The sequence below is a fragment of the Vibrio sp. R12-SG2-ISO1 genome (genome assembly GCF_059834045.1).
In genome coordinates, this window is the sequence record NZ_JCBDGO010000006.1 from 1 (window position 1) to 20285 (window position 20285).

General features: G+C 48.6%; 18 protein-coding genes. 8 read left to right on the plus strand and 10 right to left on the minus strand.

The features are described from left to right. The 4 genes from AC6R10_RS05170 to AC6R10_RS05185 form a co-directional block, all read right to left on the minus strand. Positions 1–182: hypothetical protein (locus AC6R10_RS05170; RefSeq protein WP_500671671.1), on the minus strand; the 182-nt coding region annotated here is incomplete at its 3' end. 759 nt (positions 183–941) lie between these two features. Further along, the gene (locus AC6R10_RS05175; protein ID WP_500671672.1) at positions 942–1358 is read right to left on the minus strand and encodes a cold shock domain-containing protein; all 417 of its coding nucleotides are present in this window, start codon (positions 1356–1358) and stop codon (positions 942–944) included. Positions 1359–1580: 222 nt separating this feature from the next. After that, positions 1581–2651, minus strand: a complete 1071-nt coding sequence (locus tag AC6R10_RS05180) for a hypothetical protein (RefSeq protein ID WP_225474282.1) — start codon at positions 2649–2651, stop codon at positions 1581–1583. Between the two features lie 601 nt (positions 2652–3252). Then, entirely contained in the window at positions 3253–3678 is a 426-nt protein-coding gene (locus AC6R10_RS05185; protein WP_500671673.1) for an N-acetyltransferase, read from the minus strand. A 260-nt stretch (positions 3679–3938) separates the two neighbouring features. Here AC6R10_RS05185 and AC6R10_RS05190 point away from each other — a divergent pair, with 260 nt between their 5' ends. Further along, on the plus strand, positions 3939–4901 hold the full coding sequence (locus AC6R10_RS05190; protein WP_500671696.1) for an integron integrase: 963 nt from the start codon (positions 3939–3941) through the stop codon (positions 4899–4901). On the opposite strand, the gene AC6R10_RS05195 is transcribed toward AC6R10_RS05190, so the two are convergent. Beyond that, positions 4898–5935: a lactonase family protein gene (locus AC6R10_RS05195; protein ID WP_500671674.1), complete on the minus strand. Its 1038-nt coding sequence runs from the start codon at positions 5933–5935 to the stop codon at positions 4898–4900. The two genes, AC6R10_RS05190 and AC6R10_RS05195, sit on opposite strands and share 4 nt — an antisense overlap. 383 nt (positions 5936–6318) lie before the next feature. Between AC6R10_RS05195 and AC6R10_RS05200 the strand changes: the two genes are divergently transcribed. Then, positions 6319–6972 carry a recombinase family protein gene (locus AC6R10_RS05200; protein WP_500671675.1) on the plus strand — a complete coding sequence of 218 codons (654 nt, stop codon included), beginning with the start codon at positions 6319–6321 and terminating at the stop codon, positions 6970–6972. Next, positions 6972–8183, plus strand: a complete 1212-nt coding sequence (locus tag AC6R10_RS05205; protein ID WP_334552973.1) for a multidrug effflux MFS transporter — start codon at positions 6972–6974, stop codon at positions 8181–8183. Before AC6R10_RS05200 ends, AC6R10_RS05205 begins: the two co-directional genes overlap by 1 nt. Positions 8184–8190: 7 nt before the next feature. Here AC6R10_RS05205 and AC6R10_RS05210 read toward each other — a convergent pair whose 3' ends face one another. Further along, complete coding sequence (locus tag AC6R10_RS05210; protein ID WP_500671676.1) at positions 8191–9618, minus strand: NAD-dependent succinate-semialdehyde dehydrogenase; 1428 nt, start codon at positions 9616–9618, stop codon at positions 8191–8193. 174 nt (positions 9619–9792) lie between these two features. Here AC6R10_RS05210 and AC6R10_RS05215 point away from each other — a divergent pair, with 174 nt between their 5' ends. Next, positions 9793–11634: a cation:proton antiporter gene (locus AC6R10_RS05215; protein ID WP_500671677.1), complete on the plus strand. Its 1842-nt coding sequence runs from the start codon at positions 9793–9795 to the stop codon at positions 11632–11634. Positions 11635–11717: 83 nt separating this feature from the next. Here AC6R10_RS05215 and AC6R10_RS05220 read toward each other — a convergent pair whose 3' ends face one another. After that, the gene (locus AC6R10_RS05220; protein ID WP_334552978.1) at positions 11718–12680 is read right to left on the minus strand and encodes a magnesium transporter CorA family protein; all 963 of its coding nucleotides are present in this window, start codon (positions 12678–12680) and stop codon (positions 11718–11720) included. A gap of 114 nt (positions 12681–12794) precedes the next feature. After that, on the minus strand, positions 12795–13637 hold the full coding sequence (locus AC6R10_RS05225; RefSeq protein WP_500671678.1) for a LysR substrate-binding domain-containing protein: 843 nt from the start codon (positions 13635–13637) through the stop codon (positions 12795–12797). A gap of 103 nt (positions 13638–13740) precedes the next feature. Between AC6R10_RS05225 and rimK the strand changes: the two genes are divergently transcribed. The 4 genes from rimK to AC6R10_RS05245 are packed head-to-tail and all read left to right on the plus strand — an operon-like array spanning position 13741 to position 17002. Beyond that, entirely contained in the window at positions 13741–14646 is a 906-nt protein-coding gene (gene rimK, locus AC6R10_RS05230) for a 30S ribosomal protein S6--L-glutamate ligase (RefSeq protein ID WP_334552982.1), read from the plus strand. 5 nt (positions 14647–14651) lie between these two features. Further along, entirely contained in the window at positions 14652–15683 is a 1032-nt protein-coding gene (locus AC6R10_RS05235) for a succinylglutamate desuccinylase/aspartoacylase family protein (protein ID WP_334552984.1), read from the plus strand. After that, on the plus strand, positions 15683–16132 hold the full coding sequence (locus AC6R10_RS05240) for an ATP-dependent zinc protease family protein (RefSeq protein WP_334552986.1): 450 nt from the start codon (positions 15683–15685) through the stop codon (positions 16130–16132). Before AC6R10_RS05235 ends, AC6R10_RS05240 begins: the two co-directional genes overlap by 1 nt. A 6-nt stretch (positions 16133–16138) precedes the next feature. After that, complete coding sequence (locus tag AC6R10_RS05245) at positions 16139–17002, plus strand: mechanosensitive ion channel family protein (protein WP_334552988.1); 864 nt, start codon at positions 16139–16141, stop codon at positions 17000–17002. Positions 17003–17034: 32 nt separating this feature from the next. On the opposite strand, the gene AC6R10_RS05250 is transcribed toward AC6R10_RS05245, so the two are convergent. Together AC6R10_RS05250 and lamB are read right to left on the minus strand one after the other, a co-directional pair. After that, entirely contained in the window at positions 17035–18636 is a 1602-nt protein-coding gene (locus AC6R10_RS05250; protein ID WP_500671679.1) for a methyl-accepting chemotaxis protein, read from the minus strand. Between the two features lie 317 nt (positions 18637–18953). After that, on the minus strand, positions 18954–20234 hold the full coding sequence (lamB, locus tag AC6R10_RS05255; RefSeq protein WP_500671680.1) for a maltoporin LamB: 1281 nt from the start codon (positions 20232–20234) through the stop codon (positions 18954–18956). Positions 20235–20285: the final 51 nt, after the last annotated feature.

The following is a 20285-nucleotide window of genomic DNA, read 5'->3' on the forward strand; positions in this document are numbered from 1 at the left end:
CTACACCCCAGCAAAGAAAGCGTACACAAAGCACCAGTTGGAATTATTGAAGCGGTAATCCTGACGAGCACATGAACAACGCATAAACCTGCCCCTGAAACACCAAAACTCCACGCGACTTTACGCCCACGACACTGGCAACCAACCTGCACGAAACCAAAATGAGGCAAATCCTCGAACATTGAAAAGCGCTTGGTTTGAGTTATTCAAGAACTGACACCGACAATGCAAAATTGCCGATAACACCGGACGAATGGCCAGAGATGACGCTGAACTAGCCCTAAAAAATCACCCGCCAACTAACGCTTTACTAAGTGGCGCCTGCGATAAACCTGCAAAACCCACTGAACTCCAAACCAAAACCGCCGAGCGTTTGGCGTCCACTTGAGTAACTGGTTAGTTGGCTAGTTCGTTGCTCCGCCAGAAACGCCACCGTACGAAAAAGTAAACCACCGAACCCAAGCACACAACACCGAAACCAAAGTTACCCACGATTTACTCAAAGCAATGTGAGCCACTACACCCCAGCAAAGAAAGCGTACACAAAACACCAGTTGGAATTATTGAAGCGGTAATCCAGACGAGCAGATGAACAACGCATAAACCTGCCCCTGAAACACCAAAACTCCACGCGACTTTACGCCCACGAAACTGGCAACCAACCTGCACGAAACCAAAATGAGGCAAATCCTCGAACATTGAAAAGCGCTTGGTTTGAGTTATTCAAGAACTGACACCGACAATGCAAAATTGCCGATGACACCGGACGAATGGCCAGAGATGACGCTGAACTAGCCCTAAAAAATCACCCGCCAACTAACGCCAAATTAAGGTGTGAACAACGCTAACACCTTACCTAAACCATTGTGCCATAAACACGAAACTGGCTTGAAGTGAAAGCGCCGAGCGTTGTGAATCACTCTTAAATTTATTGTTATGTTCTAGTTCACCAGAGCAAATAGAATAAACACGGCCACTAACCCCAAAACTATATACGCCCCTAGGTTCGATCTAAAACTTTGGACTGTAGTTGCACAATAAGGACATACGGACTTATCTGGCTCCCCACGGTATGTAATCATCCTAGGGACAATCTTTTTGTCACAGCCTGGACAGTTGACTCGATCGTCTCTCGGTCTTCCAGACTGATTTTGCTTAAGTGCCTTTCCTGTTATTTTAACGGTTACAGCTCTAGGGCCCTTGTTGCCCATCTTTGATTCAAATTCAACGCTATCACCATTTGTTGGTAACTCTGCGCCAACTACACTGCGCACGTTAAAGTAGTGATCTTGTCCCAAGTCAGAGGTAATAAATCCATAGCCTTTTTCACTACTAAACCACTTAACCAAGCCCTTCATATATTGTCCTTATTTATTGTTTTAATTTAGGATATGTGGAAAAACAGGATGCTGGAAACTATTTTTCAAAAACGTTTGAAGATACGTGAACTGCCCTAGAACATAACGCCGCGTTAAGTGGTGAACAACGCTAACCACAAAACCTAAACCATTGTACCTTAAACACTAAACTTAACTTAAACTGAAATCGCCACGCGTTGTGAATCCGCCTTAAACGCCTTGTTAAGTGTCAAATTCTTGCACGTAAATTACTACGGTATCTGACGAGTCAATAACAGATGCCTCATGATATAAGTCTTCCAATTCATTACGCGTTAATTCACGAGAACCAATCTTTCCTCGGTTAAAGAGTTCTTCGAATAGGTCACCGGAAAGAGAGTACTCTTTTATATCGTCATACGTAAGTTGAAGACCACCGCGCTTACCATAGCTCGTACACTCTTCAATTTTGCAAATTGGTAAATGTTCACCGGTTGAAATAAACTTTTGCTCAGCGGTTTGCAGTTTATCCGTAGGTCTCAAGAAACCGGAACAACATGGGAACCGATATTCTTCGGAATTGGACTGACAAATCCCTTTGTTACAGAGAAATTCTCGCATCTTGTCAATTTGCCCATTCATACGATCATCGGAAAGATACATTTTTCTGTTTTCCCAGATTTTGTATTGAACTGCGACGATACTTATGCCACCAGTGCGATCATTATGTCGCTCATATATTATATCTGCTCCTGTTATGTGCTCAGGTCTATCTGGGTGTAAAACGCGGACTCGAAGGATCTTTCCATCAGTTAAGCGAAAATCTTTATGCGCATGTCCCTTTGAGAGCTCTGGTAAATTTCTTTCAACGTTATATGCATCACGGAAAATCAATTGATTTTCACTGTGAGCTTTAGGTTCTAGTTCTTTTTTTGCCTTATCTAACTGGCTAAGCCTACGTTTAAGCTGGTCAGTCCGTTTGCGGTCTTTTTGGTTTGCTTTAGCAACATCGAGTAAGGACTCGTACTCAGCAATATCCTTTAAGACTAATTCTAAGGCACTAACTTCCGTTTCTTCACGCAGAGACTCTAATTCAGCTCTTTGTCTATATTCCTTTGTCGTATCACTCTCTCGTTCTCTTTTTAGAAGGCTATTTTCCGGACCAAGGAGCTCAGGATAAAGGTCTCCAGCAAACTCTAACGTGTTGTCGTAAGTAGACTTTGACATACTGCCTTTGGAAGCAAGTTTGACCATGTCTCTTACCGCATTGAGAGTCACCCATTCTTGATTAAGTCTATTATTATTTTCTTCCATCGAATCTTATTTCCAACCGTAATACCATGTTGAATTGACACTTAACGCTCGATTAAGTAGCCCGAAACGCACAACGATAGTTTCTGCAGAGCGCCATAACCACTGAACTACCTGCAAACTGAAAATGGCACGCGTTGAGGGTCTGCTTAAATTGTTTGTTATGTAATGACGCACTCGGGCTTTATTGTTGCCTTCAGACTACTAAAAACGTCCTATCACTCAAGGCTCTTTTGATGGATTTGAGTGCGAAAGTCAAATTCGAAGTAGGGGAGTTACAACGATTTCAGGATAGTGAGCTTCAGCGAGTGATTTGGTTTTTGAACCTGAGAAACAAGCCGAGATGAACTTTCCAAGCGATAAGCTCTTTCGTTAACCTTGAATCATCGCGAAGAAGCCAACCCAAAACGCTGGACCAATAACTAAAACTAGCGGAGTAGTTTGGCTTTTCGAAGGACTAAATATTACAGAAAATCAGCCTGTTACATAACGCCAAATTAAGGTGTGAACAACGCTGACACCTTACCTAACGCATTGTGCCATAAACACTAAACTGGCTTGAAGTGAGAGCGCCAAGCGTTGTGAATCACTCTTAAATTTTTTGTTATATGCCCGAACTCATTGTGTATTCTGGATGTCCAGTATGCTCATCCAATTGTTCACTAACTACTTGGAGCCCTTGAGACAAATAGAACTGATAACTAGCCTGATTTTCCTTGTATACGGAAAGACTTAATACCGCCCTTTGAGCTTTAGCATGACTCAATAGTTGCTTACCAATACCTTTACCTTGAAACTCAGGAGAAACGAATATAGCAGCTAAGTTATTTTCATATAGTGCGTAAAAACCTACCACCTTCGACTCAGCTTCGTAAACGTAAGTTTCTGAAGCCGGAATGTAGATATTACGCATGTTCTCTACTTGAGATTTCCAGAACTCAGCTGAGATGAAATCGTGAGCTTTAACTGATGCATTAAGCCAAATTTCAAGAACTGAATCCATGTCATTTTCGTTGTATTTTCTTATCATTTTAAAGCTCTAGATAGCCCGATTTTATCGGGGCAATATAACGCTTTATATACAACCCCAAACCACCTAACGCAACCAACTAGCGCCGCCTATTCTGCATCGGTTCTGTGAACGAAATCTGCTAAATTCTTGCAAAACAACTCGCTAAAGGATGAACCCTTATGATACTGGTCGCAATGTGCGGCAAAGTGCAGTCTAATACCAATAGGGCAGCGTACACTGTTTTATATCCGTTAACCGACACACAAAACGTCATGAAAATCCAATCACCGTTTCTGCAACAAGTGACCGATTATATGCGAGCATCGCACTATGCCAATAAAACGATTGAGGCTTACGTGTCGTGGATCAAACGCTATATTCTCCATCATGATAAACAGCATCCGAGCACGCTTGATGTCCAGCATGTTGAGCAGTTTCTCTCGCACCTATCGCTTGATCGAAATGTCGCGGCGAATACTCAGGCTCAAGCGTTAAACGCGTTGGTTTTCCTTTATGAACATATCTTGAAACAGCCGATTAAAGTCGACATCCGATATCGAAAAGCGACCAAACAAAAGAAACTGCCAGTGGTGTTAACCAAACAAGAAATCCGCGCGCTGCTCGAGCATACCAATCCCAAATGGCGTTTGCCTATCCAGTTAATGTATGGCTCAGGTTTAAGGGTCAAAGAGTGTGTCAGGCTGCGCTATGGAGACGTCGATTTTGATTTTTACGCGTTGCGTATCCACCTATCTAAAGGGAATAAAAGTCGCGTTGTGACCTTGGCCAAAGAACTGTGTCCAGCACTGCATCAGCAAAGAGAAGCGGTAGCCCGCCTTTGGCAAACCGACCTGCTCGCACCGGAGTATGCCGGTGTAATGATGCCTAGCGCGCTAGACAAAAAGTATCCGGGCGCCAACAAAACGCTCAATTGGCAATTTCTCTTTCCTTCCGACAGACTTAGTGTCGATCCCGCATCTAATCAAACTCGCAGGCACCACATTGATGTCACCACCATTCAACGAGCGATTAAAGCGGCGGCCAAACGGGCCAAGATTGAAAAACCTGTGACTTCACACACGCTGCGCCACTCGTTCGCCACGCATCTTCTTGAGAGTGGCGCCGACATTCGAACCGTGCAAGAGCAGCTTGGCCATACGGATGTCAAAACCACTCAAATCTATACTCATGTGATTGAACGTGGAGCAAGCGGCGTTATCAGCCCATTCTCAACGCTTTAAGCTTGGTATTCCACCAAGCAGACAGGCGCATCAATTGAGCACTCATAACCGGTGGGCCTGAATGCATCACTGAGGGTCTCTCGATGAAAACTGACGATGTTATTGGAGTGCTGATTGGCCACCAGCAGCCAATGCTCACACGCGCTCAGGGTAAAATCGCGCGGGAACTGACCTTGTGTATCGACTCTGCCAATATTCTGAGGTGGGGTCACTGAGACATCCAAAATAGAAAGGCAGTTCTGCTTACGACAAGAGACGTACACGTAGCGCTCATCTTGGCTAAGGTAAATCGCACTCGCCGCCTCATAGACCGTCTCTTCTGGTAATAGCGGGACCTCAGCGCTCTGTGACCAATGGCCTTGAGAATAGGTCAGCACCGCAAGCGTTTCAGAGAGCTCGCACACGACATAAGCGAGGTTGCAAGCTTGATTGAATACAAGGTGACGCGGTCCACTGCCGGGAGAAAGGGCCACGGAGTAGTCGAGTTCAAACGACGCGAGCGAATCTTGATGCCGATAAAAATGGACCCGATCACTGCCTAAATCGACCACCACTAAATGACCATCGATAAAGGTGACTTGATGCGCGTGCGGGGTTGATTGCCGGTGAGTCTTAGGTCCAAACCCGTCAATAAAAAGCGTTGTCGACGTAGAAGAAGGGTGATGATTCTCATCGAGTAAGTGAACACTTACATTGCCACTGCCATAGTTAGCAACAGCGACAAACCGTTGAGCAGCATCGATAGCGATATGGCAAGGCGCATCGCCGTGGATCGGCGCACAGTTCATTGCTCCGTTCTTCTCCACTGGTTGGAGATGGACAACTTGCGCCCCCTCTTGCTCAGAGACCTCCGAGAAGGTGTAGAGCCCAGTCGAGGTGTTCACCAGATAGGAAGGATTACGCAACTCACACACATCCTCTAAACGTGTGATTTCTCCTGTCTGGGTATCTAGGGCGATGCGGGCAATGCCGCGGCTTTGGCTAGGGGCATCGGTGTAGGTGCCGACGTAAAAATGTCTCTGCGTTATGGTCATAATGCGTGTCTTGATGGCGTTTGTTCTACCATGCCGCCAGCAGACGCTGGCGGCAATCGTACTGAGCGATCAGTTATAGAAAGTGTGAAGTAACCTCTCAGTCGGCGTGACGATGGCGACAATGATTTCATCCATGATGATGGCATTCTCATCAATCACATGCTGATAGTTCGTGCGCTTGGATCACCAACCGCTGGATGAATCAAAATGACAAGGCGCCAACAACGGCGCCTTGTCACTTACTCACGTAAACTTCTCACTTGCCCGCGTAAAGAAGTGTAAATGGCTCATTTGGTGTTTGCATAAATTATGAACCCGAGTATAGTGAACTTAATTATGAGCCAATACATTATTTGGACCTTTACGTTAACTAAGGAGTCACTATGGCGACTTACCTCTATACTCGCTTCTCACCCAAAAACCGAGCGTATCAAGAACACTTGGCTGCACTGCAAGCACACACCGGCGATGCCAAGCACTTTGAAGACCAAGTACAAGGCTGCGTGCCACCCAATGAACGGGAGCAATTTCAATCGCTCTTCAACAATCTACAATCTGGCGATACGCTGGTGATTTGGTGGTTCACCGTGTTTGGGCGTGATTTTAGCCAAGCTCTCGCAACAATCGAGGATATTCTCGACAAGGGCGTGACACTGCAAACCCTTTGCCAACCCATGACCTTTGCGCCTAATTCCGCAGAAACACAAACGCTACTGAGTATGCTCAGCGGCTATGCGCAAGTACAGACACAGCATCGCTTGTTTGCCGCCGAGCAAGGGCGCCGAGCACTCAAGCGTCACCCTGAACAATGGAAACAGAAGTTTCGTGGTAGACCTGCCGATCGCAGCAAGCACAAACAGATTGCCGCGCTGCTCTTTGAAGGCCTTACCTTAGCTCAAGTAGCCGAGCAGTGTGATGTCAGTTTATCGACCGTCAAACGCGTTAAAGCCAAGCTCAGTGAGCATGACCACGAAGGTGAATTGCGCCGCCGCGGTCATGGAAAACACGCTCACTTTACGCGCAAAGGGGACCGTTAATGGCCAAGGCGATTCACTTTCGCTCCATCTTACTGGCGTGTCTTATCATCAGTATCGGTCAACTCAGTATGGGGTTGGTCTTTCCAGCGCTGCCTTGGATCGCAAAAGATTTCGCGATCACGCTTGATGAAGCGCAGCTGTTGGTCGGTATTTACCTGCTCGGCTTTGGTCCTTCGCAATTTATCTACGGCCCTATCTCTGATGCCTTGGGTCGCAAAAAGGTGCTGCTGACTGGGCTGCTGATTGCGATGTCAGGTCTTATGCTGATCATTGCGCTTAGCGACTCATTTATGGGCATGGTCGCTGGGCGCTTTCTACAAGGGCTCGGCACTGGCTGCTGCGCAGTATTAGCCCGCGCTTCGACTCGTGACCGATTTAGCGGCCCAGAGCTGCCTGTGGCGATGTCATACATTGCGATGGCGGCGTCCATTACCCCACTCATGGCGCCGGTGCTTGGCGGCTTTATCAACTTTCACTTTGGCTGGACGATGGTGTTCGTCTCACTGCTCGGCTATCTCGGGTTAGCCTGGGTGGTGATTGCGCTCCGTTTTGATGAAACGCTGCACAGCACCAGTGCCATCCCCTCGCCAAAGGCGATGGTGAGCCAATACCGTGCTCTGCTGACCTCGCGCTACTTTATGAGCTTTGCTAGCATCGGCTGGCTTAATTTTAGCTTGATGATCACCACGGTGTCGGTGATGCCATTTATTATGCAAGATCACATCGGCATGACCTCCGACGAATACGCAATGTGGGCGCTGATCCCAACACTGGGTATGTTGGCAGGCACGAGCCTGTGCAACCGAGTAAGACCGCTGATTGGCACCAAAAAGATGCTGCTGTTTACCCCCGCCTTACACCTCAGCGCAGCGCTGTGGCTGTTCTTTTGCCCGGTAGAACCACTGTTTTTAATGTTGGGTCAACTGTTGATGATCTTAGGCAATGGTATTGCGCTGCCCTGCGCGCAAGCGATGGTGATGCTGCCCTACAAAAAGCAAGCGGGCGCGGCGGCGGCCATGTCGGGAGGTGGGCAAATGGTCGTCTCTGCGCTCGTGAGTATGACGCTCGTGCAGCTCGGTCTCAGTCAGGCTTGGCATTTATCGTTTGTCATCGCACTGTTTGCGGCGGTGACCCTGAGCAATATTTTGCGCGGGTTTGATGAAGTTGAGCGCTCAGCCGCAGCCGAGCGCTCTGCACTGTCCACCGATTGACTTAGCGCTATACGCCACCAAAGCAGAGGTATTTGATGTCGAGGTATTCATCCAGTCCCTGCTTGGCACCTTCTCTGCCGATACCAGACTGTTTTACGCCGCCAAATGGCGCCACTTCGGTAGAGATAATCCCTTCATTGATGCCAACCATGCCGTAGTCCAGCGCCTCGGCTACGCGCCAAGCTCGGCCAATATGCTGAGTATAAAAGTAGGCGGCGAGACCATAAGGCGTGTCGTTGGCCTGCTCAATTAACTGCGCCTCATCGTCAAAGGCGATGATAGGCGCGATGGGGCCGAAAATTTCATCTTGGACCAGCGCCATCGTGTGCTCAACCTCTGTCAGCACCACTGGCGCCATAAACTGCCCGTCTAACGTCTGCGCTTTGTTGACCACGACCGCGCCTTGCGCTTTGGCCTGCTCCACCAGCGACAAAAGCTTTTGTTTGGCTTCATGGGTAATGATGGGGCCTATCTCTACGCCTTCGTCGAGGCCATTACCAACCTTTAACGCCTCCACTTTCGCAACAAATTTCGCCACGAATAAGTCGTAGATGTCACGCTGAACATAAAAGCGGTTGGCGCACACGCAGGTCTGCCCAGCATTGCGAAACTTAGAGGCGATAGCCCCATCTACCGCCGCATCTACATCTGCATCGGCAAACACGATAAAAGGGGCGTTACCGCCCAGCTCCATCGATGTGCGTTTAACGTCATGTGCGCTTTGCGCCAGCAAGGTTTTGCCCACTCGAGTAGAGCCAGTAAACGAGAGTTTGCGAATCAACGGAGAAGAGGTAAACCGTTCACCCACCTCTGGCGCGCTGCGCCCAATCACCACCTGAAACACATCAGGGTGGATGCCCGCTTGATACGCCAATTTGGCCAATGCGAACGCGCTCAGCGGGGTGAGTTCAGACGGCTTGACGATAAAGCTGCATCCCGCCGCCAACGCTGGCGCCGCTTTGCGAGTGATCATGGCAATCGGAAAGTTCCACGGCGTAATGGCGCAAGCCACGCCTACCGGCTGCTTTATGGTCACAATGCGCTTATCCCCACTTGGTGCGGGGATGGTTTCACCGTAGGCTCGCTTTCCCTCTTCTGCAAACCACTGAATAAAGCTCGCGCCGTAGGCCACCTCACCTCGCGCTTCGGGCAGCGGTTTACCTTGCTCAAGCGTCATCAGGGTTGCCAGTGCTTCTTGGTGTTCAAGCAACAATGCATGCCAGGCAAGCAGGCGATTCGCCCGCGCTTTGGCGCTCAGTGCCGCCCACTCAGGCTGTGCCTTATGCGCGCGCCCGATGGCCTGCTCTATCTCTTGCGAGGTGCTAACAGGCACCACACCCACTGGCTCGCCTGTTGCAGGGTTATGCACGGCAAGCCCAGCGTCGGTGTCTGGTAAAAGCAATGAAATCTCGCTCGGATCAAGCCTATTTTCCATGATGTTCCCCTAACTTGACTATTCTTACTGATTGACAGTTCTTACTGACTGACCGCTCTTGTTCACTGACCGTATGGATTTTCACTCTAAGTGGATAAGAAAAAGGGTGCAAGCGCCCAGTTTCAGGTGTAGCTTGAATTTCAAAGATATCATCCATTTTCAAAAGGAATAACAATGAGTTCAGAGATGATCGCCTTGACCCTAGCCGGTGTCGGGGTTCTAGGATTAGTCTGTCAGTGGGTCGCATGGCAACTTAAACTGCCGGCGATTCTATTTTTGTTGATTGCTGGATTGCTAGTAGGGCCAGTGCTTGGCCTGTTCTCACCCGAGCAAGCCTTGGGCGACCTGTTTTTCCCCATCATTTCACTGGCAGTTGCCGTGATCCTATTTGAAGGCAGCTTGACCCTGAACTTCAAACAAATAAGGGGGATCAGTAAAAGTGTTTGGAGTATCGTCACCATAGGGGCAGTGATCTCTTGGATCATTACCTCGTTCGCGACCCACTATTTGCTTGGCCTAGACTGGACCATCGCCTTCCTCTTTGGCAGCTTAACCGTGGTGACAGGGCCAACAGTGATCGTGCCGCTGCTACGCACGGTCAGGCCAAGCTCACGCCTGGCCAATATTTTGCGCTGGGAAGGGATCTTAATTGACCCATTAGGCGCGCTGTTTGTGGTGATGGTGTATGAATTCATCGTCTCACAAAGCGAAGTGCACAGCTTAGCCGTGTTCGGCACCATTTTGGTGGTCGGTTTTGGCTTGGGCATCACAGCGGGCGTGTTGGTGGCCGCCATGATGCGCCGCCATTGGTTACCAGAGTATTTGCAACCGTTTGCCGTGCTGACCATTGTACTAGGGGTATTTGCCGCCTCCAATTATCTTGAACACGAATCGGGTCTTTTGACCGTAACCGTGATGGGCGTATGGCTTGCCAACGTCAAAGGCGTCAGCATTGCACACATCCTCCATTTTAAAGAGAACCTCACCATTCTCTTTATCTCTGGTCTGTTTATTCTACTCGCCGCGCGAGTGTCCGACTTTGAGCAGCTTGGTTTCGCGGCGTTGGTGCTGTTTGCCGTCATCCAGTTGGTGTCTCGTCCGGTGTCAATTTTCCTGTCCACGGCGCGCAGCCAGCTGTCGACCAAAGAGAAAGCCTTCCTCGCTTGGGTTGCCCCGCGCGGTATCGTTGCCGCTGCGGTCTCTTCACTGTTTGCCATTAAACTGACCTTTTTGGAGGTCGAAGGCGCAAACTTGCTGGTGCCACTGATCTTTATGGTCATCATCGGCACCGTGGTGCTGCAAAGTGCCACGGCCCGCCCGATCGCGGCTTGGCTGGGTGTCGCAGAGCCTTCGCCAAGAGGCTTTTTGATTGTGGGTGCCAACGATGTTGCGCGCAAAATTGGTAAAGCGATTTCAACCTACGACTGCCGAATTCTGATGGCCGATTCCAACTGGGACTACGTACGCAAAGCGCGCATGGACGGGTTTGATAGCTACTACGGCAACCCAACCTCGAGCCATGCCGAAGACAACCTCGACCTGATTGGTATTGGTCAGGTGCTGGCGGTCACCCCCGACCAACATTTCAACTCTATTGCCAGTGTGCAACTCGCGACCGACTTTGGCCATCGCAAGGTGTTTTGTCTGCATGAAAAGAAAAGCGATGAGTCACAAGATAAGCATACTCACAACTCTGAACACGCCTACTCCCTGCTGCTCGGTGGCACAGTCAGCTATAAAAAGTTGGCCAGTATGATTGGTCAAGGGGCTGAAATGAAGCACACCAAGATCAGTGATAACTTCACCTTTGAGGATTACAAGGCGCAGTACAAAGACGCCACCGTGGTGCCGTTGTTTGTGGTCAATGTGAAAAACCGCATCCAGATTGTCAGCCAGCCAGATGAACTCAAGCCCGTGGCGGGCGAAATCATGGTGTCACTGATCCACAGCAAAGAGAACAATCACAAAGACAGCACTCTCAAAGACAATAACGGCCGAGAGACGAAAGCCGAGTAACGGCGCTCGGCGAAGCATCACACGCCAAGCCATAAAAAACCATCGCCCACCGATTTGGTGGGCGATGGCGTTTTAACCGCTCGCTACAACCAGCGTTTGCGCCTAAAGACGTACAATAGCGCCGACGCGACACCAATCATCACACCCCACAACACAAAATAGCCGTGCTCAAACCGCAGCTCAGGAATGTATTCGAAGTTCATTCCGTAGATACCGGCAATAAAGGTCAACGGCACGAAAATCGCTGATACCACCGTCAATAGCTGCATGGTCTTGTTCAGTTGATGCGAACTCAGCGAGATGTAACCTTCAATCAAGTCGCCGCACAAGTCGTAGTACATGGAAGTTAAGCTTTCGAGACGATCGAATTTATCAAACACATCACGGAAGCTGTGTTTCACCTCTGAATCGTTCATATCAATGAAGGCCAGCTCTTCTTCCATCACCTGATCAATCAACTTCACGTGGTAGGACTGCACGCGATGAATTTTACGCAGATGGGATTTAAGCAAAATCAGTCGCTGCATCAGCTCATCACTGGATTGCGTCAGCATGCCATCTTCCAACTCACTGATTTCATCTTCCGCTTCTAACACCGCATCGGTAAAACGCTGCGCCGAGGCGTTCATGATTTTACTCAACAGCAAGCTTGGTGAACGCAAATACTTCGCCAGCGATTTGTGCGCCGCTAACGCTTCAATACCGAACGAGTGCTCCACACGGCGGGTGATCAGGATGTTTTCCCCGACAAAACAGGCAAGCGCCATGGTTTTTAAATCGAGATGCTCTTCAACATGACTAAAACCGCGATAAAGCACGAAAGTATGCTGATCAAACTCTTCCACCTTAGGCGGACGGCGATCGCGCTGCGCATCTTGAATGGCTAATGGGTGGCAGCCTAGCTTAGCGAGAAGCTCGGCTTCCTGCTGAGCGGGCTCTTCATAAAAATCTAACCAAATGTGGCCACCTTGAGTTTGCCACTGAGTGATTAACTCTTCGCCGCCTTCGGACAACTGATTGTCATGTAGATAAAACGCTTTTAGCACTCTGACGCTCCTTAATTTTCACGCCCAACCGTGATTATTTACGGTTAAAAAGTGAGTTGATAAAAAAAATCGAACAATTAACGGGATAAAACAAACATTATCTAATACTGAAGGTTATCTAATACTATAGGGAAACAGCATCAGTGAATCCTCAATCAGCTCACGTTTGTGGCTGCTGGCCAAGTAAATCGCATAGATATCACGATGAAACGTCGGCGTATTGGGCACCAAATGCAGTTGCTGACGGCGCAACTGGGCAAAACACATCTGCCGCGGCAAGTACGCCGCCCCGCCCGCCTCGAGAATAAATGAGAGGGCAACATTGGGCTGCGTCATATGATGCCTTGGCGCGAGCTCTTCGCCAAAGTGATGGGAAAACATAGAGTTAATCGCATCACCGTAATCCACCATCACAAAGCTCTCTAGCTCCGACGCTTCCCTTACTGGCGTCGTACTGACCAACACCAAAGGGACAGTGCAGAGCTTTTTCGCCACGACTTCATCGGTATGTGGCGGCTCAAACAGAAACGCGATATCTAAGATTCGGTTGAGGACCCGTTTACGCAATTCCACCGATGAGTAAGTGTGAGTGTAAAGATGGACATCATCAATATTACGGTGAATTTTTTGTAACCAGTCATGCAGCACCATATCCCAAATGGACATCATGGCACCTAAAAATAGCTGCGAGCCATCGCTGTCTGTCACGCCGACTTCTTGCTTTATTTTGTGCCACATCGCCATCATGTCGTTGGCGTGCTTGACCATTTTATCGCCTTCTGCGGTCAGTTTTAGGCGCTTGTTAGCGCGATCAAACAGCATCACCCCCAACTCATCTTCAAGCTGTTTGATTCGGGAGCTGACCGCCGCCTGCGTCAGGTGTAAGTTCTGAGCAGACATCCGAATATGGAGCGTTTGGCTCACTTCAATAAAGGTCTTTAGTAATTCAATCTTCATCGGCTTTGATAAATTTTTTCAAACAAACTGTAAGAAATATAGAGTTTTGCTTATCGATTTTCAAAGACTACAGTTAAGTCACACAAACACAAAGGAGTGCCTCATGAAAATCGCTATTCTGTCTCGCAATAAAAAACTCTATTCCACTCAGCGTCTCGTCGAGGCGGGTATCGAACGTGGCCACGAAGTCGATGTGATCGACACTCTACACTGTTACATGGATATAACAAGCAGCCGCCCTACCGTACGTTATCACGGTGAAGAGTTGCCGCTGTACGATGCGGTGATTCCGCGTATTGGCTCTTCCATCACCTTCTACGGCACTGCGGTGGCAAGACAGTTTGAAATGATGGGCACCTTTAACGTCAATGAGTCGGTGGCGATCAGCCGCTCTCGTGACAAATTGCGCTCGCTACAATTGCTGTCTCGCAAAGGCATTGGCCTACCAAGAACGGGCTTTGCAAGCAAACCGGACAACATCAAAGACTTGATCAAAAACGTCGGCGGCGCACCGCTGGTCATTAAATTGCTTGAAGGTACCCAAGGCATTGGCGTGGTACTTGCGGAAACCTCTAAAGCGGCGGAGAGCATCATCGAAGCCTTTATGGGACTGCAAGCGAACATTTTGATTCAAGAGTACATCAAAGAGTCTGGCGGCGCTGACATTCGCTGTTTGGTGATTGGTGGACGCGTGGTTGCTGCAATGAAGCGTCAAGCGGCCGAAGGGGAGTTTCGCTCCAACCTGCACCGTGGCGGCTCTGCGGAGATCATTCGTTTGACCAAAGAAGAGCGCGAAACTGCGGTCAATGCGGCCAAAGTGATGGGCTTGAATTTCTGTGGCGTTGATTTGCTGCGCTCCAACAGCGGCCCGATGGTGATGGAAGTCAACTCCTCTCCAGGTCTAGAAGGCATTGAAAAAGCAACCAACCTCGATGTGGCGGGCAAGCTGTACGAATTTATTGAGAAAAACGCCAAATTTAACGCCAACAAGACGCGTGGCAAGGGTTAATAAGCATGACAGAACTGAAAATTGGCGCTCACACGATTAAGCCGGGCGAGCGTAAAAAGATTGCGCTGCCAGTAGCAAAGCTGTATACAGACGCCGAAGTTTCGCTGCCGGTGTATATCGTGCGTGGAAAACAGGCAGGGCCGACGATTTTCGTTAGTGCCGCGGTGCATGGTGATGAGCTCAATGGCATTGAAATTGTCCATCGCATCATCAACATGAAACGCTTTCGCGTCCTGCGTGGTACGGTGATTTTTGTGCCTATGGTGAACGTGCATGGTGTGATTCATCAAAGCCGTTATTTACCTGATAGACGCGATCTCAACCGCAGCTTTCCGGGCTCGCCTAAAGGGTCGCTCGCGGCTCGAGTCGCCAATATTTTTAAAACCGAAATCATCGACAAATGCCAATACGGTATCGACTTGCATACCGGCGCGATTCATCGCACCAACTTGCCACAGATCCGGGCTAACGTTGAAGATGAGGTGACCGCAGAGCTGGCCAACGCCTTTGGTGCGCCTGTGGTACTGCACTCGGAAGAAATTGACGGCTCACTGCGCGATTGCGCCGCCAACTCGAATACCAAAGTCTTGGTGTATGAAGGCGGTGAAGCACTGCGCTTTGATGAGACCTCTATTCGTATGGGCACCCGTGGCGTGATTCGCGTCCTGCGCCATCTCAACATGGTCAGCAAAGGTCGCAACCAACGTAAAGGGGTCCCGGAGCCTGTGGTCGCTCGTGGCAGCCAATGGGTTCGCGGCAGTGCCAGTGGCATCGTCAGACACAAGTACCAGTTGGGTGACTACGTCAAGAAGGGCGATGAACTGGCTACCATTAGCAGTGCGTACGGTGAAAAGTTGGCGGTGATTGTCGCGCCTCGCACAGGGGTCATCATCGGTAAGCAAAACATTCCTTTGGTTCAAGAAGGCGAAGCCATGTATCACATCGCCTATTTTGATGAAGATGAAAAAGCGGTCGCCGAACAGATAGACAAACTGTCTGAAGACGTCGCCTCTAGAGAGATAAAAGAAGGTCTGTAATGAAAAGCAGCAACACAGAAAAAGTCATTATTGGTCGCTTAGAGAACATTTCCTTGCCTGAACTGGGCATTGATAATCTCACCGTGCGAGTGGATTCAGGCGCGCAAACCTCGTCCCTACACGTTGATCACATTAAGCTTATCAAAGTGAACGGTAAACCCGGTATTCAGTTTGATATTCACCCAGAAGTGCACGACGTCGACAAAGTGGTGCGATGCAAATCTGAGTTGTATGATCTGCGCAAAATCAAGTCATCCAACGGTATGTCAGAGCAGCGCTACGTGATTGAAACGATGGCCAAATTGGGCGAGTTAGAGTGGCCGATTCAAATTACGCTCACCGACCGCTCAGACATGACTTATCTGATGTTGCTGGGCCGCCAAGCGATGGGCAAACGCTTTTTAATCGACCCTGCGCAGGTATTTTGCGGGTCTAGCATACAGGAGTAGAACACTATGTTTGAGCAAGCCATTTCATGGTTAGAAATGACGCTCTTTACCTTTAACGAACAACCGATCACCTTGTGGGCTATCTTGATGGTTCCAACTTGGATAGTGGTGAGTTTGTGGATCGCGAAATTGATGATCAAAGCGGTCTCATCAAGGCTGGCGTCCAATGGCAAAGATCCCAACATCATCCATTTGATTGAGCGGATTTTGTTTGTGATTGCCCTTGGCATCATCTTCCTCACCACCTTGTCGATGCTCAACATCCCGATCACGGCGTTTGCGTTTCTCTCCGGTGCCATTGCGATCGGTTTTGGTTTCGGCGCCCAAAACATCATCAACAACTTCATCAGTGGTTGGATTTTGATTGGCGAAAAGCCGATTCGAATCGGCGACTTTCTTGAAGTGGAAGGCGCAAAGGGCACGGTGGAGCAAATCAACACCCGCTCGACCCGTATTCGCCGTGTCGATGGCGTGCATATGTTGATCCCAAACAGCAAGTTGCTTGAAAATACAGTGATCAACTGGACGCTACGCGATGAACTGGTGCGCGCGTCGGTTGTCGTCGGTGTGGCATACGGCAGTGATGTTCGCTTGGTCGAAAAGCTGATGCGTGAGATCACCACCAGCAATCCAAAGGTGCTGCCTAAACCTGAACCCAAAGTCTTTTTCCAAGACTTTGGCGACAACGCCCTGATCTTTGAATCCTTCTTCTGGATTCACTCGCAAGTTGAAGGGGGCATCCGATCCGTCTCAAGTGAGATTCGCTTCGAGATTGACGCCGCGTTTAACGAGCACGGCATCACCATCGCCTACCCGCAGCGTGATATTCACCTCGACGGGGCTATCAAAATAGTGCGAGAGCCGCGTTAAATGGCAAGGAAGGGAACGTGTTGCTCCCTTTTTCATACCTTAAACACCACCACACTTTGCGTTAGCTCGCCGGACACTTGTTTAAAATCGCCATTGATTTTCGCTATGGCTTCTGCGCTCTGAGTGATCGCCTGCGTCAATGAATGGGCTTGGGCGACTTCTTGATTTAGGGTTTGCATCATAGAACATTGATGATCCGACGCTTGTGAAATACGCGAGTTAATCGCATTGATCTCGGTCGCCGCGGTTTCAATACGTTGAATTTGTTCGATCACCTCTAGGGTACTTACTCGGCTCGCCTCACTGTTTTCCAGTGTTTGCGACATTTTTCCTGCCATCTGTTTCGACGAATCAGAGAACTGGGCCAACAACGAATCAATTTGCGCAGTACAATTTCGCGTTTTCGAGGCCAAGACTCGTACTTCATCGGCCACCACCGCAAACCCTTTGCCTGCTTCGCCGGCTCTTGCGGCTTCAATCGAGGCGTTGAGAGCCAGCAAATTGGTCTGATCTGCGATTTGAGAAATCGTATCAAGAATGCCGCTAATGCCCGCAGAGACTGTATCCATAACGCTCATTGACGCGGAGATTTGCTCTGTATTTTCAACCAACGCCAATACGTTTTTCTCCGCACTGCTCCCTTTGGTTACCGCATTGCCCACTTGGGTGCTGATCTGCTGAGCCAGTTGCATCGCTTGGTCAGTTTGTTGCTGAATGGCTTGGGAGGAGTGGCGAATATCCTCAATCGCACGCGAGAGACTGACGCTCTGCTCACCATAGCTGGCAACCGTCTCTACATTGCAACTGGTTTGATGGTCGAGCGCATCACGCGCTTGATTCAACGCGATATTCGAGTGAGAGATGTTGCGAAACAGCGATTGTAAGCTGTCCATAAAGTGGTTAACCGAGCGAGAAATTTGACCAATTTCATCACGACGGTTGAGATCGATGCGTTGGGTCAAATCCGCATCGTGCCCAGACAGACTCTCCATCAACTCTTTGAGTCGTACCAAAGGATCAATTTGCACTTTGAGGCTGTACAAGGTGAAAATCAGCATCACGAAAGCGCACACCGCAAGGTATTTGGTGATGTCTTGATTGATGCTTTGCGTGATGCCATCGATATAGTCCGCTTCGATGTAGGCGCGTAGCGTCCATGTGGACTCACCGACGGTAATGGTATCGGTTTGTTTGAGTTGATGGTGAGCTTGACTGGTGGAATAGATAGAGTGGCCTTGGCCATCAAGCACTTCAAAGTAGACTCCGGGAATGCTGTAGCGCTCAATCAGTACACCAATCAAACTTAAATCTATGGTGAAGAAATCGACCACGCCGCTTTTTTTCTTCGAGATGATCACTTGCGCCGCTCCTTGGTCTGAAAGCGTTTGGGTGATCTTGATGCCTTCTTGGTGTTGCCGGGCAAGGTCGATGAAATACTGCGCGTCTTCGGCTTTTAGGCTGCCTTTGTCACTCAGCGCGGTTTTATTGATCAATTTAACCACTTGCCCATAGCCGAGCTTTTGTTTGGTATCACGAATACCAATGATGCCAAAATCGAGACTTTCAATGACAGAGATATCACGCTCTAACGATTGCTTGATTTCACTGCTGATCAAGCTAACGTTTTTCATCATGCGCGTCTCATAGGAGGTCGTGATGTAATCGCCTATCACGTGTTTAACGCTAAAATAAGCCGTAGTGATGGTAATGAGTAGTGAAACCGCGAATAAGGCAATGATCTTATTCTTCAACGAGAGTGATGTCATACAACAGCCCAAATAAAAAGGCTCTTAAAATGGTAATGCCGCCATATTGCTTGCTTATCCCCCCAGATAAATATGACCCACTTTAAGAGCAAAATCGGAAAGGTATCCCAGCACACGCTGGGAAAAGATAGATCAGGTTGGGGTACGCTGATCTATCTAAACAGTTGGATTACATTAAGGTTGGATTACCACCACGCTTCGATTTGTACGCCATAGTTAATGGTGTCATTGCTCTTACCGCTGTTGAATGACTCCCCTTCGTTGTCTTTGAAGTAGCTAGCAAAGAAACGAATTTCTGGACGTGCTAGGAACGAATCACCCGCAGTGATGGCGTGGGCAATGGTGATCTTGCTACCGCTCATCTTGTCATCAATCCAATCCGCATCACCTTTGATTTCTTTGTCAAAGTATCCCAGTTCTAGCATGGTTTTGTTGTATGGTGACCAGTTGTACGTTGGTCTCGCAACAAAGGAGAAAAGTGTGACATCGTCAGTCCAACCACCCCAGCTTTCTTTTTTGCCATAATCTTTAGTTTGACCGTAAGTTAAGACATGGTTCACTACAACGTTGTCACCTAGGTAAATATCACCCGTACTGATGAAGCGATAGCCTTTAGCTTCGCTGACATCATCACTCCAAATATCGTACCAACCGCCACCTTGTGACGTCGCATTTTGCGCTAAGCCTTTATCCATGTACTGAAGTACAAACTTGTTCCAACCCATTGAGAAACTTTGGCTAAGTTCAGCAGTCAACATCAAGCCATTCTTAAAGTCTTCCGTTAACTCTTCTTGAGCATCTGTTGGGTTAATAATCGCGTAGTCGATACCAAATTCAGTCCATGAACCCTCCCAAGGACTAAAGCCAGCGTAACGCAAATCTAGGTAGTATGTGTTGAGATCACCATGACTTGTTTTCGTATCGCCTTCCCACGTAGCGAGCTCATTGTCAGCACGAATCACCGCCGCTGAAATAGCCCCTGTATCAAGTTTGATGTTTTCAATACCGACGCCGTAACCTGAAATATTCCAGTATTTTGTATCAATGATGTGTAAGTCATGACGTTGATAGAAGCGCTTACCCGCCCAAATCACCGCGTCCGGAGAGGCAGGAATATAACCTTTCGCCTGAACATTAAGCTGTTTTATCGCAAAGTTGGCACTATCATCTTTGGTCCCTTCGGACTCTAGATTTCCGTCCGAAGACATTTCAAACATACTTTCAAAATACATGGAGCGGCCATCTTGATTAAATAACTCTTGGCCCAATCCAATTTCTGAGTAGGTGTCGTACTCGTTGCCTAAACGACCCAATGTCGTTTTATTGAACTCATCACCGCCTTTAATACCACCGCCATCTGCACTGGCACCTAGCCCGGCACGAACGTAACCGTGAAAGTCTACAGCAGCGACTTGAGTGGCAAATAAAGAACCTAAAATAGCGACCGTCAATGTTGTCTTTTTCATTGTATTTCCCTTTTGTTTTATTTCCGAGTTATTGGTTGGGCCAGTATTTCC

What these genes read in the sequence shown, in the direction of transcription:
- AC6R10_RS05240 (WP_334552986.1), top strand. Translation starts at nt 15,683, where the DNA reads ATGAAAAGCAGCAACACAGAAAAAGTCATTATTGGTCGCTTAGAGAAC.
- AC6R10_RS05180 (WP_225474282.1), bottom strand. Translation starts at nt 2,651, where the DNA reads ATGGAAGAAAATAATAATAGACTTAATCAAGAATGGGTGACTCTCAAT.
- AC6R10_RS05225 (WP_500671678.1), bottom strand. Translation starts at nt 13,637, where the DNA reads ATGAAGATTGAATTACTAAAGACCTTTATTGAAGTGAGCCAAACGCTC.
- AC6R10_RS05205 (WP_334552973.1), top strand. Translation starts at nt 6,972, where the DNA reads ATGGCCAAGGCGATTCACTTTCGCTCCATCTTACTGGCGTGTCTTATC.
- rimK (WP_334552982.1), top strand. Translation starts at nt 13,741, where the DNA reads ATGAAAATCGCTATTCTGTCTCGCAATAAAAAACTCTATTCCACTCAG.
- AC6R10_RS05210 (WP_500671676.1), bottom strand. Translation starts at nt 9,618, where the DNA reads ATGGAAAATAGGCTTGATCCGAGCGAGATTTCATTGCTTTTACCAGAC.
- AC6R10_RS05235 (WP_334552984.1), top strand. Translation starts at nt 14,652, where the DNA reads ATGACAGAACTGAAAATTGGCGCTCACACGATTAAGCCGGGCGAGCGT.
- AC6R10_RS05215 (WP_500671677.1), top strand. Translation starts at nt 9,793, where the DNA reads ATGAGTTCAGAGATGATCGCCTTGACCCTAGCCGGTGTCGGGGTTCTA.
- AC6R10_RS05175 (WP_500671672.1), bottom strand. Translation starts at nt 1,358, where the DNA reads ATGAAGGGCTTGGTTAAGTGGTTTAGTAGTGAAAAAGGCTATGGATTT.
- AC6R10_RS05200 (WP_500671675.1), top strand. Translation starts at nt 6,319, where the DNA reads ATGGCGACTTACCTCTATACTCGCTTCTCACCCAAAAACCGAGCGTAT.
- AC6R10_RS05250 (WP_500671679.1), bottom strand. Translation starts at nt 18,636, where the DNA reads ATGATGAAAAACGTTAGCTTGATCAGCAGTGAAATCAAGCAATCGTTA.
- AC6R10_RS05185 (WP_500671673.1), bottom strand. Translation starts at nt 3,678, where the DNA reads ATGATAAGAAAATACAACGAAAATGACATGGATTCAGTTCTTGAAATT.
- lamB (WP_500671680.1), bottom strand. Translation starts at nt 20,234, where the DNA reads ATGAAAAAGACAACATTGACGGTCGCTATTTTAGGTTCTTTATTTGCC.
- AC6R10_RS05195 (WP_500671674.1), bottom strand. Translation starts at nt 5,935, where the DNA reads ATGACCATAACGCAGAGACATTTTTACGTCGGCACCTACACCGATGCC.
- AC6R10_RS05245 (WP_334552988.1), top strand. Translation starts at nt 16,139, where the DNA reads ATGTTTGAGCAAGCCATTTCATGGTTAGAAATGACGCTCTTTACCTTT.